Source organism: Pseudoalteromonas sp. M8, assembly GCF_018141365.1.
Lineage (GTDB): Bacteria > Pseudomonadota > Gammaproteobacteria > Enterobacterales > Alteromonadaceae > Pseudoalteromonas.
Genome location: NZ_CP047240.1, coordinates 1,869,915 through 1,888,056 on the forward strand (window position 1 = coordinate 1,869,915; position 18,142 = coordinate 1,888,056).

At 43.9% G+C, this 18,142-nt stretch carries 9 protein-coding genes and 1 pseudogene; 8 read left to right on the top strand and 2 right to left on the bottom strand.

Annotated elements, in window-relative coordinates:
- The first annotated feature begins 87 nt into the window (after positions 1-87).
- The gene (locus GSF13_RS13105; RefSeq protein WP_206472701.1) at positions 88-1,698 is read left to right on the top strand and encodes an EAL domain-containing protein; all 1,611 of its coding nucleotides are present in this window, start codon (positions 88-90) and stop codon (positions 1,696-1,698) included.
- A 40-nt stretch (positions 1,699-1,738) separates the two neighbouring features.
- Here GSF13_RS13105 and GSF13_RS13110 read toward each other — a convergent pair whose 3' ends face one another.
- Entirely contained in the window at positions 1,739-3,358 is a 1,620-nt protein-coding gene (locus GSF13_RS13110) for an alpha-glucosidase family protein (RefSeq protein WP_174169054.1), read from the bottom strand.
- Positions 3,359-3,993: 635 nt separating this feature from the next.
- On the opposite strand from GSF13_RS13110, the gene GSF13_RS13115 reads away from it, so the two are divergent.
- The 5 genes and pseudogenes from GSF13_RS13115 (at position 3,994) to GSF13_RS13135 (ending at position 14,428) form a co-directional block, all read left to right on the top strand.
- Positions 3,994-6,852 (top strand): TonB-dependent receptor, encoded by a 2,859-nt coding sequence (locus GSF13_RS13115; protein ID WP_206472703.1) that lies wholly within the window; start codon positions 3,994-3,996, stop codon positions 6,850-6,852.
- Positions 6,853-7,010: 158 nt separating this feature from the next.
- Positions 7,011-8,525 (top strand): tryptophan halogenase family protein, encoded by a 1,515-nt coding sequence (locus GSF13_RS13120; RefSeq protein WP_174169053.1) that lies wholly within the window; start codon positions 7,011-7,013, stop codon positions 8,523-8,525.
- A 119-nt stretch (positions 8,526-8,644) separates the two neighbouring features.
- Positions 8,645-10,519 (top strand): alpha-amylase family glycosyl hydrolase, encoded by a 1,875-nt coding sequence (locus GSF13_RS13125; RefSeq protein WP_102056599.1) that lies wholly within the window; start codon positions 8,645-8,647, stop codon positions 10,517-10,519.
- A gap of 3 nt (positions 10,520-10,522) precedes the next feature.
- Positions 10,523-12,021 (top strand): annotated as a pseudogene (locus GSF13_RS13130) (MFS transporter).
- Positions 12,022-12,031: 10 nt separating this feature from the next.
- Positions 12,032-14,428 (top strand): glycoside hydrolase family 15 protein, encoded by a 2,397-nt coding sequence (locus tag GSF13_RS13135; RefSeq protein WP_211868650.1) that lies wholly within the window; start codon positions 12,032-12,034, stop codon positions 14,426-14,428.
- Between the two features lie 62 nt (positions 14,429-14,490).
- On the opposite strand, the gene GSF13_RS13140 is transcribed toward GSF13_RS13135, so the two are convergent.
- Positions 14,491-15,510 carry a LacI family DNA-binding transcriptional regulator gene (locus GSF13_RS13140; protein ID WP_010604047.1) on the bottom strand — a complete coding sequence of 340 codons (1,020 nt, stop codon included), beginning with the start codon at positions 15,508-15,510 and terminating at the stop codon, positions 14,491-14,493.
- 318 nt (positions 15,511-15,828) lie between these two features.
- Here GSF13_RS13140 and glk point away from each other — a divergent pair, with 318 nt between their 5' ends.
- Together glk and GSF13_RS13150 are read left to right on the top strand one after the other, a co-directional pair.
- Positions 15,829-16,830, top strand: coding sequence for a glucokinase (gene glk / locus GSF13_RS13145; RefSeq protein ID WP_039495541.1), 1,002 nt, complete (start codon positions 15,829-15,831; stop codon positions 16,828-16,830).
- Positions 16,831-16,840: 10 nt separating this feature from the next.
- Positions 16,841-17,860, top strand: coding sequence for a LacI family DNA-binding transcriptional regulator (locus GSF13_RS13150; protein WP_010378018.1), 1,020 nt, complete (start codon positions 16,841-16,843; stop codon positions 17,858-17,860).
- Positions 17,861-18,142 lie beyond the last annotated feature (282 nt).

Below are 18,142 nucleotides of genomic sequence, written 5' to 3' on the forward strand. Positions count from 1 at the left end.
CCAAGGCTTTTTTTTATATTGAAATAGTTTTGTCACATATTCGAGCTACACTCTGCGCCTGTTTGCGTTCCGTGGAGTGAGGAGCTTATGCGAGGAGCACACTCCTTAAGCAAGTTGTTTAAGAATATCTTTATTGCTTGGTTGTCTTGCACCTTTGTATTTTCAATCGTGGCTGCCTTCACCTATGTGCATCAAAAAGAAACCGCTAAATCCAACCTTGTCACTGTAGCGAGTCGGATTGTATCTGACATCAACAAAGAGTTTGTCGTTGTAGACGATACCTTAAAACATGCTATCCATCTTTCTCCAAATTGCGACCCTGAGGGTCTACACTACATGCGTAGATTGGTTTTTGAAAACCCAGGCATGAGCGAGATAGGGATCGTAGATAGTAAAGGGAAATTGGTCTGCAATTCTTTTGGGCAACTCACTCCACCTGTGAATACCAGCGCCCCAATAAAAAAGCCCGGGCTTAGATACTATGGCCCAATCATTACCGACTATTTAGAACTTCCTGCTTTTGTTTTAGCGCGCACGAGAGACGATGGTTATGAGGTAAATGTGTTGATGCCGGATCATTGGCTAAAGAGTATGCTTGATATCTCAGCTCATCATAATACCGATTTTGCTGCTTTGGTCGACAATAGCACGGGTGTGCCGGTTTTTTTAAATGGTAAATACGCTTTGCCAATCCGTCAGAAACTATTTCCAGTGGCTAATAGCCGCGCAGTAGAGGGGCTCTTTGATGATGCAAAGGTAAAGTTTGCGTATGTTGCAGCTATTCCAAGTTTGCCGCAGATGAGCTTAATTATTGCAAAAAATGATGAGAAACTAGTGAGTCTAGGGTGGTTGTGGCTAGTACTTTGGAGTGTGTTGTATTGTGCCTCCTGGGTTGGCCTCACGTTGCTATTGATCAGTTATGACAAGCGCCAGCTAAGCAGTAAAACACAAATATTAAGAGCATTGGCAAATGATGAGTTATTTAACGTGTATCAGCCTCTTGTTAATGCAGAGGTGCCATCGATAGTGGGCGTGGAAGTACTCATTCGTTGGCGTCATCCACTTGAAGGTGTGCTCGGCCCCGCTTACTTTGTGCCAGAAGCTGAGCGTGATGGTACTATTTTAGACATCTCGATAGCGCAAGTCGAAAATGCTGTGCGAGATTTGACGGACATCTTAGCCGCTCAGCCAGACTTTAAGGTGTCTTTTAACGTTAATGGTTTACTTCTGGGCTCTAAACGCTATATCGATGCCTTGCTTGCTGCAAAAAACCAAATATCCTCGTTGACTATTGAATTAACCGAGCGTGATGTGCTGACGCAGGCTCAAACGAAAACGGTACTCACCGAGCTCAAACGTGCCGGAATAGAAATCGCGATTGATGATTTTGGCACGGGGTATAGTGGTTTACAGTACTTGCAAAGTTTTCCGATCGACCTGTTGAAAATAGATCAGAGCTTTGTAGCATCAATTGGCCTAGATACTTTGCAATCCCCGGTTTTATCGGCAGTGATTGATATGGCGGAAAAGCTGGATAAGAAACTGATTGCTGAAGGGGTAGAGACTCAAGCTCAAGCTAGTTATCTCAAAAGTCGAGGGGTGAATATCCATCAAGGTTGGCTTTATTTCAAAGCACTAGAGCTACCGCAACTACAGCGTGAGATAGATAAAGTGTTAGATAACAAAAGAGCGGCTTAACCGCTCTTATTTAACCAAAGCTCAGAAAAAGACCTAACTATTATAAAACCTCAGCGAAGTAGCAACCAAATGCATCAAGTATTAGTGCATTTGCGCTCGCCGTGCCGCTTAGGTGCTTCAGGTCGCACTGCGTTAATGCAACTTCAGGAAGAGTCACGCTTTGTTGAGTAGCTGCTAAGTTGAATGCGCACAGCAATGTTTGGGTTTGGGTTCTACGGTAAAAAGCTAATACTGGCTCTGGAGTGTCAATAAACTCAATGTCACCTGTTTTTAGTGCAGGTTGCGCATTTCGCCACTGTAAAAATGCTTGATAGTAGCTGAGCGTTGAATTGCTATCTACTGCTTGTTTGTCTACAGCTCGTAGGGCATGCGCTTCAGAAACTGGTAACCAAGGCTTAGACTCTGAGAAGCCAGCATTAGTTTTTGCCTGTGTCCACGGGATCGGCGTTCTACAGCCATCACGGCCTTTAAAGTTTGGCCAAAAGGTAATGCCATATGGGTCCTGCAGCTCTTCGAAGGCAACGGCGGCTTCGCCAAGCCCTAGTTCTTCGCCTTGGTACATACAGACGCTACCACGCAATGAACCGAGAAGGGCGGTGAGCATTTTGACCTGTGCATCGTTTACCTTGCCATCTATACTCCAGCGACTTGCTACCCGTTCTACATCGTGATTTGCAAACGCCCAACATGGCCAACCTTCGGTCATGACTGACTCTAGGCGAGAAACCGTTTCTCTGATGTACTTTGCACTATAGTCGTTAGTTAGCAGCTCAAAGCTATAACCCATGTGTAGCTTATTACCATCGGCCGTGTACTCTGCCATTGTTTGCAAAGAGTCTTCTGAGCTTATCTCACCTAAGCTAACTGTGCCTGGGTATCTATCTAATAAGGCACGGATCTCTTCCATAAACGCTAAATTTTCTGGTTGCGTATTATTGTAATAATGGTACTGAAAAGCGTAAGGGTTGTCTTCGCTAAAGCCACGACCTTGACGAAGTTCAATGGGTTTAGCTGGATTATCCCTAAGCTGCTTATCGTGAAAACAGAAGTTGATGGCATCTAGTCTAAAGCCATCAACGCCTTTTTTAAGCCAAAATTCGACGTTATCTAGTACGGCTTTACGTACTTCAGGGTGATGAAAGTTGAGATCCGGCTGCTCAGTGAGAAAGTTGTGCAGGTAATATTGGCAACGTCTAGGCTCCCACTGCCAGGCAACACCACCAAAAATGGATAGCCAATTGTTTGGTGGACTGCCGTCTGGATTGGCATCGGCCCATACATACCAATCTGCTTTATCATTTGTGTTGTCTTCACGACTTTCGACAAACCACGGGTGTTGATTTGAGGTATGACTAAGTACCTGATCAATAATGATCTTAATATCACGTTTATGTGCTTCACCAATAAGCGTATCAAAATCGTCGAGCGTACCAAACATAGGATCGATATCGCGATAGTCGCTAATATCATAGCCAAAGTCTTTCATTGGCGATTTAAAAAATGGTGAAATCCATACTGCATCAACACCAAGCGATTTAATGTAGTCTAGTCGCTGAATAATACCCTGTAAGTCGCCAATACCGTCTGCATTACTGTCTTGAAAGCTACGCGGATATATTTGATAGATAACCGCGCCTTTCCACCATTCATTATTTGCCATGCACTTTCTCCAGGCTATGTGCGTGTTTATTCTGTGGCAGTGCTGAGTATCAAGTAAATACTATGCTGGGCACTTTCACCACTAATTTTGCCAAAGAATACGTCATGCTCGGTGGGGTGTAAAAAACCTGCATACGTATGCAGGTTTTGTGAGGTGAATTTATGATAACTCATTCACATAATTTTATTTTATAAAATAAATTTACCAATATTGACCTTTAAAAGGGAATAACCAGACAAATAAAGCTTTGTAAGAGTGAATTTTTGGTAAGACCAATTTAACTTAAGTATAGCTATAGATTACATGTTGAGGATATTTTGGTGTTCAGTCGACAATAATAGCCCGTGAAAGTTAAGATTTAGTGAAATTAAAGCTGGTAAATAAATGTGGTCGGCCTTTTGACCTTACCCAATAAAACTATATATATATCATTGAGTTGAGTTTTGTTCCTGTAAAAAACCTGTAAATTTCGTTGAAATGCACTAGCTTTGAATACGTATGCATAAAGTTGTTTACAAATTTAATCAGCCGCTAGTATTTGACTGACAACAACTGTGCTCGTTTGTTTTTTCATCAGTTTGCACGCCAGATGAACAAATCGCACAATATAATATGGTTAATTGGGATAAAACATTATGTCTAAGTTCAAACCGAGTATGCTAACGCTTGCGCTGATTGCTGCAGGTGTGAGCCATGCTGCTCCTGTTGAAGATAACACTGCTAATAATGAAGAAAAAAACGTTGAGGTGATCGAAGTTCGAGGTATCTCGCGCAGTATCATCGCCTCAATCGATAAAAAAAGATTTAGCGACACCATTGCAGAAGTAGTTGATGCTGGAGACTTAGCTTCCTTACCTGACGTGTCAATCGCTGACTCGTTGAGCCGTCTACCTGGGATCACCGCGGTAAGAGCAAGTGGGCAATCTTCGCAACTTAATATTCGCGGGATGAACGGCGACTTTATTCAAACCACATTAAACGGACGTGAGCAGGCGAGTACCAGTGGATATACTGCAGGTAGTCGCTGGATTTCATTCGACCAATATCCGTCAGAATTAATTAATCAAGCCGCAGTGTATAAATCACCAAAAGCGTCGCTGATTGAAGGCGGCGTTGCGGCTACGGTTGAACTTAAAACGGCAAACCCTCTCGATGCTGAAAAAGAACATAATTTTAATTCTTCGGTAAGATATTCCTACAATGATGCTGCATCAGATGTGGGCGCGGATTCAACAGGCGAACGTATTAGTTTTTCATACCGAGGTAAATTCCTAAATGAGACACTTGGTTTTGCTATTGGTGGGGCGTATCTAAACCAACCAAATAACGCAATTGATATCTCAGCGCATGCTCCTACACGCTCTCAAGATTTTGATGGTGATGGTACAGAAGAGCGTTCGGTCAATGGCTTTCAATATCGCTCAGCCAAAGGCAGTGATGAAAGGCTTGGCCTGTTAAGCACTTTGGTATATCAGCCAACAGACGCGTTCAAAGTCCAATTTGATTATTTCCATTCTAAGTTTGAATCGGAAGATAAAAAGAGCGGCTTAAATATTGAAGGATTCTCAAAAGATATTAACTCGTTGTATTCGGTTGATAATGCAGTTGTTAAAGACGGTTTTCTAGTTGCTGGGGATGTGACTATTACGGATCCCAATGGTCCATGGGTTGAGATGCGCTCTGAAGACCAATCAACGGATTCAACCACCGACAGCTTTGGCTTAAACTTGCAATACACGACAGATTCGTGGGAATTAAAGTTCGACTGGGCTCATAGTGAAGGGGAAAAAACGCGTAGAGATATGATTGCTTCAATGCATGCATATGAATACGGTACTTCTACACTGGAAGATGGAACGTTAGTTAACACTTGGCAAGAATTAAGAAATCAAACCTTTTCTTTCGAACAAAGAGAGAAAGACTCACCACTGTTAACACTTGGCAATGGGTATACCGACCTATCTAATATGCGACTGGGTGATTGGGAACAATTTCCTCACAAGTACACAGACGAGTTAGATAGCGTTAAGGTTGATTTTAAGTATTTTATTGAGAACAGCTTTATTTCTTCGATTGAAGTTGGTGCGCGTTGGTCTGACCGTGAATTTACGGATCAACGCTCGACATTTAGATGGGGCGCACGCGAAGGCCAAAATGGTTACCAGTTACCGGATGGCACCATCGTCACGAACAAAGGCTGTGAATTTAATGATCAGAACCACCCGTGTATTCCTCACGATTTGACGGGATATGTTTCGGTTAGAGATACTCGAGGTTTCCAATACTTGGAACTAGACCTTGAAGGTATCGCTAACGAAGTATTTGGTCCGGGCAATTATGAGGCACAACAAACTTGGGGTCACAATTGGACGCTCATTGAAAGTGGCGCTGTTCGAGAAGAAGTATTAGCCGGTTATATTATGGCAAATATAGATACCGAAATTGCCGACATACCAGTGACGGGTAATTTTGGCGTTCGAGTAGTAAGAACTGATACGAAATCAATAGGCATTCAACAGATCCAAGGCGATGAAGTTGGTGACTCAATCATCGATGACAATGGCGTTGAAAGAACCGATTATCGCCATGTTAATTACGGCCCTGAGTATACGGACACATTGCCTTCACTAAACCTCAATTTCAGAGTGAGTGACACGGACCAAATTAGGTTTGCAGCTGCAGAAGTTATTGGCCGTCCACCTGTCTACCAGCTTAGAGGTGGTGCAGGGTCTTGGGCTGACACCGCAAATGATGGTACTAGTCCTCGTTATAATGTGTGGTCAAAAGGTAACCCAAATTTAGACCCGTTTAGAGCGACTCAAATTGATTTATCTTATGAGCGTTACTTTGAAGATGGTGGTGCTTTTGTTGCCGCGATATTCTGGAAAGATATTGAATCTTTGATTGAAAGTATTACTTATCAAGAAGGTGAGGTTGACTGGGCTGATATTGGCCTAGAGGTACCAGATGGATTTGTTGCAGGTCAATACCAAACGACTCAGAACAATGATCAAGGTGGATACATAAGAGGTATTGAGCTGGCTTATACCACGATGTTTGATAATTTACCGGGTGTCTTTTCGGGCTTAGGTTTTAACGCTAACTATTCATATACCGAGAGCGAAACAACGGTAGATGGCGGTGGTAACTTCCCTGATCAGCAACTGCCACTCCCTGGCCTATCAAAAAATGTATGGAGTGCTACGGTATTTTGGAACATAGATTCGTTCACAACGCACCTGAATATCCGTTACCGTGATGAGTATGTATATGAAGGGGCTTCACCAGGAGGCTCTTCTCTAGCTTGGGCTGATGAATATACAGTTGTTGATTGGCAGGCATCGTACAACTTTGAGAATGGTTTGGAAGCCGTCTTACAGGTTAATAACCTAACTGATGAGCCAAATACCACTAATTATGGTACTGCACTTGCCACTGGTGAGTACAAAGAGTTTGGTCGCCAGTATTATTTAGGGTTCAACTATAGCTTCTAATTATTAGCAAGCATTCATGGCCACCAAAGTAACACCTGCTTTGGTGGCTTTTTTATAGTCGCTCACTGTGTAATGAGTGGTTATCATCAATTATCTAAATTGATATGTTTGTTTCACTTTCAATACGTGGTTTTTAATAGGTTTAAGGTGCGAAGGCGATGAAAAATCAGAAAATAGTGATTTTAGGTGGTGGAACTGCAGGTTGGATGGCCGCGAATATGATGGCAAAAAGCTGGGCAGATAAAGCGATAGAAATCACTGTGGTTGAATCTTCTAGCATCGGAACTATTGGTGTTGGTGAAGGGTCTACTCCGCAGTTCAAAGGATTTATGGACTATTTAGGTATCTCGGAAGCCGAGTGGATGCCGGCTTGTAATGCGACCTATAAAAATGGCATTCGGTTTATAGATTGGTCGACAAAACCTGGGTTTTCTAGCTATTTTCACCCATTTCCTGCACAACCTGATGACTACAGTGCACCGGCTTTTTTTCATAACAGCTTTGTTCGGCGTAAGGCGATTGACGTAGAGGGCCACCCAGACCACTTTTTTTTAGCAACTCACTTGGCTGATTTAAATAAATCCCCAATTGCTGCAGAAAGCTTCCCATTCGAAATTAATTATGGTTATCACTTTGACTCAGCTTTGCTTGGCCAGTTGTTGGCTCGCAAAGCGGCTGAGTTTAATGTAAAACACATTGATGCCACAATTACCGACGTTCGAAAACACGTTGATGGTGATATTGCGGCACTGATAAGGTCTGATGGTACGGAAATCGCTGGTGATATTTTTATTGACTGCTCGGGCTTCAAAAGTTTACTGCTACAACACACTTTAGGCGTGGGGTTCGAGTCATTCGAGTCCAATTTATTTAACGACGCTGCGGTCGTTATACCTACCAAGCAACTTGACACTATCCGCTCCGAAACACAATCTGTTGCGCGTCAATTTGGGTGGTCTTGGCACATTCCATTAACGAATCGTATCGGTAACGGTTATGTTTATAGTCAGCGTTACTGTAATGCGGATCAAGCCGAAACCGAGCTAAGGGCTGCTTTGGGTTTGTTGGACTCTGATGTAGAAGCTCGGCATATAAAAATGAAAGTCGGGCAAGTTAAAGCGCACTGGAGCAAAAACTGTATAGCGATTGGTTTATCTCAAGGATTCATAGAGCCTTTAGAAGCAACCGCTTTGCATATAGTCCAAGAAACCGTTCAGAGCTTTATTGAATGCTACCAAGATGCGGGCTTTACCGATGGTAACAGAGATAAACACAACCGCGCTTTGAGCGAACGGTATCAGGCTATTCGAGACTATATCGTCGCTCATTATCGTGTGAATAGTCGTACTGACACCAACTACTGGCTTGATAATGCCAACAATAACCACTTATCGCGGTCACTCTATCAAATTTTACAGACTTGGGTTTCTGGTAACAACTTATCGGATGAATTAGTTCGCCAAAACGTTGATCAATATTACCCTTCAGTCAGCTGGCATTGTTTATTGGCAGGTTATGGTATCTACCCAGAACAAGCTCAGCTTAAGTCAGGCAATGCCCTAGCAAACCAACATAGCATCGAAAAAGTGAATGACTTCATCAGACGATGTGGATTGAATTTTAAAGATCACCGAATGGAGCTAGAAAGCTTTGTGGCAAATGTTCACAAGTAACTTGGTATTAATCGTTATAAATAAAATCTAATTAAGGGTCTCTCTGAATACATATGTGATGGGTTCAGTACGTTCGTTTACGCAAATAGACTCTTTTAAAACAGCATTATGACAACACTATGAAAAATAAATCTCTACTATTGGCTGTGTCAGCGCTTTTGGGTGGTGCAGTGAGTTTAAGCGGCTGTGGCCCCAAGCCAGTTGATAAAAAAACCGAACAAATGACATTGCAATCGGAAGTGGCGCCAGTGAGCAAACCTGTTGTTTATCAAGTATTCACAAGGCTCTTTGGCAACACCAAAGCGGTGAACAAACCTTGGGGAACAATAGAGGAAAACGGCGTAGGCAAGTTTTCTGATTTTACTCCTACCGCATTACAACAAATTAAGGCGATGGGTGTGACCCATGTTTGGTATACCGGCGTGCTCCATCACGCAGTAGTGACGGATTATAGTAAGTATGGGATCAGCCAAGATGATCCTGATGTTGTAAAAGGCAGAGCGGGTTCACCTTATGCAATAAAAGATTACTATAACGTTAACCCTGATCTTGCGAACGATCCTTCTGCGCGACTGGCTGAATTTGAAGCCTTAATTGAACGTACACATGACGCCGGCTTGAAAGTGATCATCGATATTGTGCCAAACCATGTCGCTCGTAACTATGAGTCACTCGGTGCGCCTAAAGGAACTGTCGATTTTGGCGCGAATGACGACACGCAAGTTGCATATGCTAGGGACAATAACTTTTATTACGTGGTTGGTGAGGAATTTACAGTACCAACGAGTGAAGGCTATCAGGTGTTAGGTGGTGGATCTCATCCATTGGCGGATGGCAAATTTGCAGAAAATCCAGCAAAGTGGACCGGTAACGGTGCTCGTGCGGCAAAGCCTGATATTAATGATTGGTATGAAACCGTCAAAGTGAATTACGGGGTGAAGCCTGACGGTAGCTACGATTTCGAACGCCTGCCTGACGATTATGCTCAGCAGGATTACCGTGCACATTTTGAATTTTGGCAACACAAGCAATTGCCAGATAGTTGGTACAAATTTCAAGCCATTACGCACTTTTGGTTAGAAAAGGGCGTAGACGGTTTCCGTTACGATATGGCGGAAATGGTGCCAGTAGAGTTTTGGAGCTTCCTAAACTCTTCGATTAAAACAAAAAATCCTGAAGCTTTCTTGCTTGCAGAAGTCTATAACCCCACTTTATATCGCCCGTATATCAAGCAAGGGAAGATGGATTACCTCTACGACAAAGTGGGTTTCTACGACACGTTAAAGGTGTTAATGCAAGGCAAAGGTAGTGCCCAAGCCGTATTGGATAGTCATCTATCGGTAGCCGATATTGCCCCACATATGTTGCACTTTTTAGAAAACCATGATGAGCAGCGTATCGCAAGCCCTGAATTTGTAGGCGATCCGCTAAAAGGTAAACCCGCTATGGTGGTTAGTCACCTGATAAGCACAGCGCCATCGATGATCTATTTTGGACAAACATTAGGGGAGGATGGCTCTGAGCAGGCGGGGTTCGGCAGCCCAAGCAGAACCAGTATCTTTGACTATATTGGTGTACCCGAACATCAGAAATGGATGAATGACGGGAAGTTTGATGGCGCGCTTCTTTCAAATGAGCAGAAGGCGCTTCGTAATTACTACGTCAAATTACTCAATCTTGCAAAACAGCCGGCGATTGCGGCTGGTGAATACCAGCAAGTCACCCTGAGTGCTGAGATGCCAAGCAATGCTGAAACAGTTATGGCATTTGGCCGTAAATTAGGTCAACAAAAGTTGTTGGTCGTGAGCAACTTTAATGCGGAACAAGAACAAATAGTCACCGTAAATCTGCCTAAAGACTGGCATGGTGCTTATAACGATATTTTAGAGTCACACCCGACTTTACAATTACAACCAACGACTGATGGCGAGCACGTCAACGCAACGATTGCGCTAGCGCCGCTTGCCAGCGCGGTTTATCAAGTAGAGAAGTAAGCTATGCAACAAGAACAACAAAAACCACAACTCAGTTTTTGGCAGATATGGAATATGTGCTTTGGGTTTCTTGGGATCCAATTTGGTTTTGCACTGCAAAACGGCAATGTGAGTCGTATTTTTCAAACCCTCGGTGCCAAGGTCGATGACATCCCTATATTGTGGGTTGCAGCGCCCTTAACGGGTTTAATCGTGCAGCCAATTATCGGCTACTGGAGTGATAGAACATGGGGAAAACTTGGGCGTAGAAGACCATTTTTCTTGTGGGGGGCTATTCTCACCACGCTATCGCTTTTCATTATGCCCAATTCTCCAACGCTTTGGATTGCGGCGGGTATGCTGTGGATCATGGATGCGTCGATCAACGTCACGATGGAGCCGTTTAGAGCATTAGTAGGTGATAATCTGAATGAAAAGCAACGTGCTACAGGTTATGCGATGCAGAGCTTTTTCATTGGCGTCGGTGCCGTGGTCGCGTCTGCGCTGCCTTGGATGATGACTAATTGGTTTGAGGTGAGTAACACAGCTCCTGCAGGACAAATCCCTGACTCGGTAAAATACGCATTTTACTGGGGGGAGCTATCTTGTTCATCTCCGTATTGTGGACGATTCTAAAAACGAAAGAATATAGCCCTGAGCAACTCGCAGCCTTTGAACAAGCGCAAACGAATACGCAGAGCGCAACTCAATCAGACTTACCTGTGAACTTTTTAAAAGGCAGTGCGGTGAGCGGTTTCATTGGCGTTATTGTACTGCTTGCCGTTGCACTTCTTGGCCTTGAAAAAGAGCTTTATTTGCTTAGCGGGCTGCTCATCGCTTTTGCAATTGTATTTGTCATTGCGCATGTGATGCAGCAAAAGCAGCGCGTAAGTAATGGTTTTTATCATGTTATTTTTGACTTATTTACGATGCCAAAGACCATGCAGCAGCTTGCTGTGGTGCAGTTTTTTAGCTGGTTTTCGCTATTTGCCATGTGGATCTACACCACCTCAGCGGTGACGAGCCATCACTATGGTACGTCAGATGTAACGAGCAAGCTTTATAACGACGGTGCTGATTGGGTCGGGGTGTTATTTGCAGCCTACAATGGTTTTGCTGCTATTGCTGCGATGGTGATCCCATTCATGGTTAAGCGCATCGGTCTCAAAGGGGCACATGCAGCTAACTTGTTTTTTGGCGCAGTGTCTTTAATTAGCTTCAAATTTATCGCTGACCCCACATTACTTTGGTTGCCAATGGTGGGCATTGGCTTTGCTTGGGCATCTATTTTGTCATTACCTTACGCGATGTTAAGTAACGCTTTGCCAAGCAACAAAATGGGTGTATTTATGGGGATCTTTAACTTTTTTATCGTGATCCCACAATTACTCGCCGCCAGTATTCTAGGTCTAATTCTGCGTCATGGTTTTGATAACCAACCGATATTCGCACTCGTCATCGGAGGCGTGTCATTTTTACTCGCTGCATTAGCTGTTTCAAGAGTCACGATAAAGGCTCAATAAGGAGAACGAGATGATTAAACTATCAACAATCGCACTTGCCTTGGTAAGTGCTGGCCTCATGGGTTGCGGATCACAGCAATCTGGCAATGAAACCCTGACGGCACCAGGTGCACCTGGCGTTAAACCTTATTGGTCATACTCTGGAAAAACGGGGATTGGTACGTCGTACGAAGCGTACCAAGACGGCAAGTATAGCGATTCTACGGCTACTAAAGCAGTTTCAAAGGTATGGTTTTCTGTTGCAAAAGGGATGATCACAGAGACCATGTTTGGACTTATTCACCAAGCGCAGATCAAAGACATGCAATTTATCATCGTGGGTGACGGCTTTGCAGTGAAAGAATCTGATACTGACGCTCTAGATGTCACGATTGACTACCTTTATAAAGATGCCAGTGGGCGCCCGTTATCGCTGGCTTACAAAATATTAAGCAAGGATAAGCAAGGCCGTTTTACTCTTGAAAAGCATATTTTTACCGACCCTGATGGACAAACCTTGTTTGTTCGAGCAAAAGTAGATACTGAATTCAAAAATGTACAGGCTTTTGTGAACGTTAATCCATACGTGAATAACAATGGCTTAAACGATTTTGCAAAAGTGACAGAGCAAGGTTTGTTAGCATGGGAAGGTAAGAACTATCTCTCATTGCAGAGCAAAACCGGCTTTGTTGAAGCATCTGTCGGTTTTACTGGCACCAGCGATAATTTAGCGGCACTTGAGACTACAGGACATATAGCCCAGGCTTATACATCTACAGGCAAAGAGAGTGGCAACGTTAACTGGTTGGCAAACTTAGGGCAAGTAAAGGGCAGCAGCACCTTTGACCTTACCTTGAGTTTTGGTCATTCTCAGCAGCAAAGCTTTGCTGAGGGGGCAGCCACATTAGCCAAAGGTTACGATAAAGTACTGGCTGATTATAATGGTCAAGGCACTGCGATGGGCTGGCAAGATTATCTCGAAAGTTTAGCGCCACTAGAGTCCATGACGGCAAATACCGCAGACAACGGCAAGTTACTTTACACCAGTGCGCTTGTGCTCAAGGCGCAAGAAGATAAAACCCATGCCGGTGCGTTGATAGCATCGTTGTCAAATCCATGGGGTGACACAGTACCAGCAGAGCAAGGCCATACCGGTTATAAAGCTGTATGGGTGCGTGATTTTTATCAAGTAGCGATGGCATTTTTGGCGATGGGAGATACACAAACAGCACTCACTGCTTTTGAGTATCTAGAAAAAGTGCAAGTTACGGATAAAACACCGGGTAACCATGGTGATACCGGCTGGTTCTTACAAAAAACGCATGTAGATGGTGAGCTTGAGTGGGTTGGAGTACAGCTTGACCAAACAGCAATGCCGATTATGCTGGCATGGAAACTGTGGCAAGCGGGTGTGCTAAGCGATGATAGACTGGTTTATTGGTACAATAAGATGTTAAAGCCCGCGGCTAACTTTTTAGTTGAAGGAGGGCTGGCTAAAATATTGTGGAATGACACGCAAATCATACCGCCTGCGACGCAACAAGAGCGTTGGGAAGAGCAAAATGGCTATTCACCATCGACTACCGCGGCAATCATTGCAGGCCTTGTGACAGCGAGCGACATTGCTAAATTGGCCGGTGATAAAGCGGGACAAGAGAAATTCCTTGCGACGGCGCAGCAGTACAATCGTGATGTTGAGTCATTCATGTTCACAACCAAAGGTAATCTGCAAAGCAAACACAGTGACGGTCAATATTTTTTCCGTATTGGACAAGACGAAAACCCTAATTCCAGTACGACCTTAAATGCCAATAATGGCCGCAGCGGAATGGATAAGAAGCAAATCATCGACGGTGGCTTTTTAGAACTTGTGCGTTACGGGGTTAGAGGGGCTGATGCCCCAAGCATCGTGGCTACCATGCCTGAATATGATGATGAGTCGATAGCTGAAAACTTAAGAGTAAAATATAGCTTTAAATTTGATGGCGATGTTAATAGTTATCCGGGGTATCGCCGTTACGGTAACGACGGTTATGGTGAAGACGAGAAGCGCGGTATTAATTATGCCGAAAATGGTCAGAATACCGATGGCCAACGCGGTCGAGTGTGGCCTTTCTTTACCGGAGAGCGTGGTCACTATGATATTGCGCTGGCGCTGCTCGATGGTGAGTTAAGTGCGGATGAACAGAGCAAAATACAAAATACCTACGTGAAGGGGATGGAGCACTTTGCTAATGAAGGCATGATGTTACCTGAGCAAGTATGGGATGGTGTGGGTAAAAATACCTTTGGCTATCAACTTGGCGAAGGAACCAACTCGGCGACGCCTTTGGCTTGGACACATGCTGAATACGTAAAGTTAGTGCGCTCTCTTAATGAAAAACAAGTGTGGGATCACTACCCAATCGTAGAAATTAAACTGAAATAACAAACAGTAAGTAAACCCATAAAAAATGCCGAAGATGAGTTCGGCATTTTTTATCGCTATTGCTACCGTGAAGACTGCCTAACAATCAATTTCGGTGGCAAGAGAGTAGAGGCTACCGCTTCACCTCGGATAAGCGTAAGTAAGTTATCGACCAGCATTTGTCCTGCCAATGTGGTGTTTTGCTGCACAGTAGTTAAAGAGGGAGAAACATAACCCGCAGCGGCAATGTTATCAAAGCCAACGACATGTACATCATGAGGCACGCGAACGCCTGCTTCTTGAAGCGCCTTAATCGCGCCAATAGCAATAAGATCGCTAGCAGCGAAAAGCGCGTTAAATTTAACATTGTTGGCGATTAAGGAGCGAGTCGCATGATATCCTGAGTCTTCTGTGGAAATCGCATTTGCCGTCTTACGGTCGCTCACCTCGATACCCTTTGCTTTAAGGGTGTCTCTAAAGCCTTTAAAGCGCGCAAAAAATTCTGGGCTGTGATCCGAAGCATCGCCAATAAACGCACAATCTGTTCTGACCATGTCAATTAAATGCTTTGCAGCCAATACACCACCACCGTAATTGTCGCAGCTCACAGTGAGGTCTGGACGGTTATCAACTGTTGCCCCCCAACAAACAAACTTTGTGTGGTTGTCGAGTAGAGTTTGTAACTTTGACTGGTAATCGATGTAATCACCATAGCCTAGTAAAATTAACCCGTCAGCACGGTGACTATCCTCGTAATCGGCATGCCAATCACTGCTCGTCGATTGGAACGATACTAAAAGGTCATAGCCTTCTTTTGCGCACGCTCGGGTAATACTGCCAAGCATACTTAAAAAGAACGGATTAATTTGTGACTCGTCTTCTGTGGGATCTTCAAATAGCAGCAAAGCCAATGTACTGCTTTGCTGAGTGCGCAGATTACTCGCGTTTTTATCGACCTTATAGTTAAGCTTTTTAGCAATCTCATGAACGCGACGACGTGTTTCTTCGTTAACCAAAGGGCTATTTCTTAGGGCGCGCGACACCGTAGATTGCGAAACGCCAGCATAATGGGCGATATCAAATGAAGTTGCTTTACCTTTCATGTTCTTCTCAACGCTTAAGACAGTGACATTGTCAGCCATTCAATTTTTTTTTCAACCAATTTCACCGAATTTGCAAATTTTTATTGATACAGTCTGACACCGGTGTCATAATGTCGATGTTTTATCATTTTGTTGTCAAAACGTATTTGGCTGCCCTATGCCAAGGGCAGCATTTTTTTACCAAATTAACAGAATAACAGGTAAGAGCAAAAGCCAAGGCGTGCAAATTTTGGCGAGTTGAGACAATAAATTGCAGGACGTGTGCTGGCAGCCCTGATGTTAGCCCAAGCATAATCGCAGTGATAAAGAGATAATAATATGAGCCAGACAACAAGCCATTCATCCGTGCCGTTTGAGCCGATTGTCGTTGCCGACATCGGGGGAACAAACGCCAGATTTGCAATCGTGTCAGATTTTGATACACGAACTAACCATTTTGTAATTACGCATCAAGCCACTTTTCCTAGTGCTGAATTCCAGTCTTTTGAATCCGCTATCCAAAAATATTTAACTGAGCTACCTGTAGCGCAGCCAAGCCGAGCCTGTCTCGCGGTTGCCGGTCCTATCAAATCTCAGCAAGTTCATTTAACTAATTTAGGTTGGCATTTTAATTCCGAAGACATCAAAGCCCAGTTCGATTTTACCGAACTTGCCGTGATCAATGACTTTGCTGCTTTTGCCTATGCGGCGCCCTACTTAGCACTAGAGAAAAACCTAGTGATTAAGCAAGGCCAGCCTGAGCTAGGTGCAAATATCGGTGTAATGGGTCCTGGCACTGGATTTGGTGCGGCTTGTCTTGCTAGAGATATTAATGGCAGCGCGGTGATGAGCTGTGAAGCGGGACATATCTCACTTGCACCGGTTACTGCCTTAGATAAAGAGCTGTTAACGGTACTGCGCGCGAGTATTCAACATGTTTCAGTCGAGACGGTGTTTTCAGGCCCAGGTATTGCGAGACTCTACAAAGCCATGGCAGAAGTGCGTGGTGAGCAAGCTAAAGATCTTAATGCGGCGCAGATCAGTGCGCTCGCGAAAGAGTGCAAGGTTTGTGACGCAACATTGAGTCACTTCTGTGACTGGATGGGGAGCGTAGCAGGCGATTTAGCACTGACTTTTGGTGCCTTAGGTGGTGTTTATATAGGTGGTGGGATCTTGCCGCGGATGAAAGCGCGATTACAAGCAAGTAGCTTTGTTGAACGCTTTACCGAAAAAGGCATGATGTCACAGTACACGAGCCAAATTCCAGTTACTTTGGTGGTACAAGATAATATCCCACTGATTGGCGCAGCAGCATGTATTCATGAGCGACGCCGGGCTTAAGGGTAAATCGATGAAAAAAGTAACTATTAATAGCGTTGCCGAATATGCCGGAGTGTCTAAAAAGACAGTATCTCGGGTATTAAATAACGAGCCAAATGTTAGTCCAGCAACGCGGGAAAAAGTCCTGAAGGTCTTTGAAGAGCTGAATTATAAGCCTAATCCTATTGCACGCGGTTTGGCACAAAATCGTAGCTTTATCATCGGTTGTTTATACGACAACCCATCAAAAAGCTATATCACGCGAGTGCAAAGTGGTGCGCTGGAGGCGTGTCAGAAACATAGTTACAATTTATTGATACATCCTTGTGAACTGCGCGGCCAAGACCTTATCGACAATGTTGATCAGCTGCTTACCACATCGAGACTTGACGGTATTGTGCTTACTCCGCCGTTTTCAGACTCCAACGAGCTTATTGCTTTTTTAAAGCAGCGCAATATTCCTTATGCACGCGTTGCTTCAGCCATTGAAGGCGATGATTCGATTTCAATTCGCAGTAATGACGAGCAAGGCGCTTTTGAGTTAACTGAGCACTTGATTAATTTAGGTCATACCGAAATTGCCTTTATTAAAGGTCACCCTGATCACAGTGCCACAGAAAATCGTTTTTCTGGTTACCAAAAAGCACTGGCAAAGCATGGTATTGAATATCGAGAGCGGTTAGTTGCAGAAGGTAACTTTAGTTATCACTCAGGTGCAGACAGTGCAAAAGCCATATTGGACCTAGAGCCAAGGCCAACGGCTGTATTTGCATCAAACGACTACATGGCTGCGGCTGTGTTAAAACTTGCTACACAGCGAGAGATCAAAGTGCCCGAGCAGTTATCTATTGCTGGGTTTGATAACGCACCTATCGCAAGGCATATTTGGCCGGGTCTGACGACAATAGCACAGCCTGTGGAAGAAATGACTCGGATAGCGGTAGAAGAGCTGATTAAGCATATATCTCAGCCGCAAGAAGCACCGTTTCAGCAAGTTTTAGAAGCTAAACTTATCACTCGAGAGTCGACGAAAGCGCGCTCGAATTCATAACTTTTTCAATTTTTATACTTGCCCCAAAGCCCAACGCTTAGCCGTTGGGCTTTTTATTTTCGCAGCTACTAGGGAATATATTGCAGTTCCTTTGTAAGTTATTCTATGTAAAGCTCGGAATGATAAATACGCAGATTTATGTTGCGATAATAAGGCTCGCTGATCCATAGATTAAAGGCCATGTTACCAAGTTAAGGTTCATTGATAACTTTGCTATCAAATAATGATTTCGCTCAATCATTAATATTATTCTTTTTGTCATAATAATTACTAATAAAATCA

Excerpts from the sequence above, each read along its gene's own strand:
- GSF13_RS13105 (WP_206472701.1), top strand. The coding sequence starts at position 88 with ATGCGAGGAGCACACTCCTTAAGCAAGTTGTTTAAGAATATCTTTATT.
- GSF13_RS13115 (WP_206472703.1), top strand. The coding sequence starts at position 3,994 with ATGTCTAAGTTCAAACCGAGTATGCTAACGCTTGCGCTGATTGCTGCA.
- GSF13_RS13125 (WP_102056599.1), top strand. The coding sequence starts at position 8,645 with ATGAAAAATAAATCTCTACTATTGGCTGTGTCAGCGCTTTTGGGTGGT.
- GSF13_RS13140 (WP_010604047.1), bottom strand. The coding sequence starts at position 15,510 with ATGAAAGGTAAAGCAACTTCATTTGATATCGCCCATTATGCTGGCGTT.
- glk (WP_039495541.1), top strand. The coding sequence starts at position 15,829 with ATGAGCCAGACAACAAGCCATTCATCCGTGCCGTTTGAGCCGATTGTC.
- GSF13_RS13110 (WP_174169054.1), bottom strand. The coding sequence starts at position 3,358 with ATGGCAAATAATGAATGGTGGAAAGGCGCGGTTATCTATCAAATATAT.
- GSF13_RS13150 (WP_010378018.1), top strand. The coding sequence starts at position 16,841 with ATGAAAAAAGTAACTATTAATAGCGTTGCCGAATATGCCGGAGTGTCT.
- GSF13_RS13120 (WP_174169053.1), top strand. The coding sequence starts at position 7,011 with ATGAAAAATCAGAAAATAGTGATTTTAGGTGGTGGAACTGCAGGTTGG.
- GSF13_RS13135 (WP_211868650.1), top strand. The coding sequence starts at position 12,032 with ATGATTAAACTATCAACAATCGCACTTGCCTTGGTAAGTGCTGGCCTC.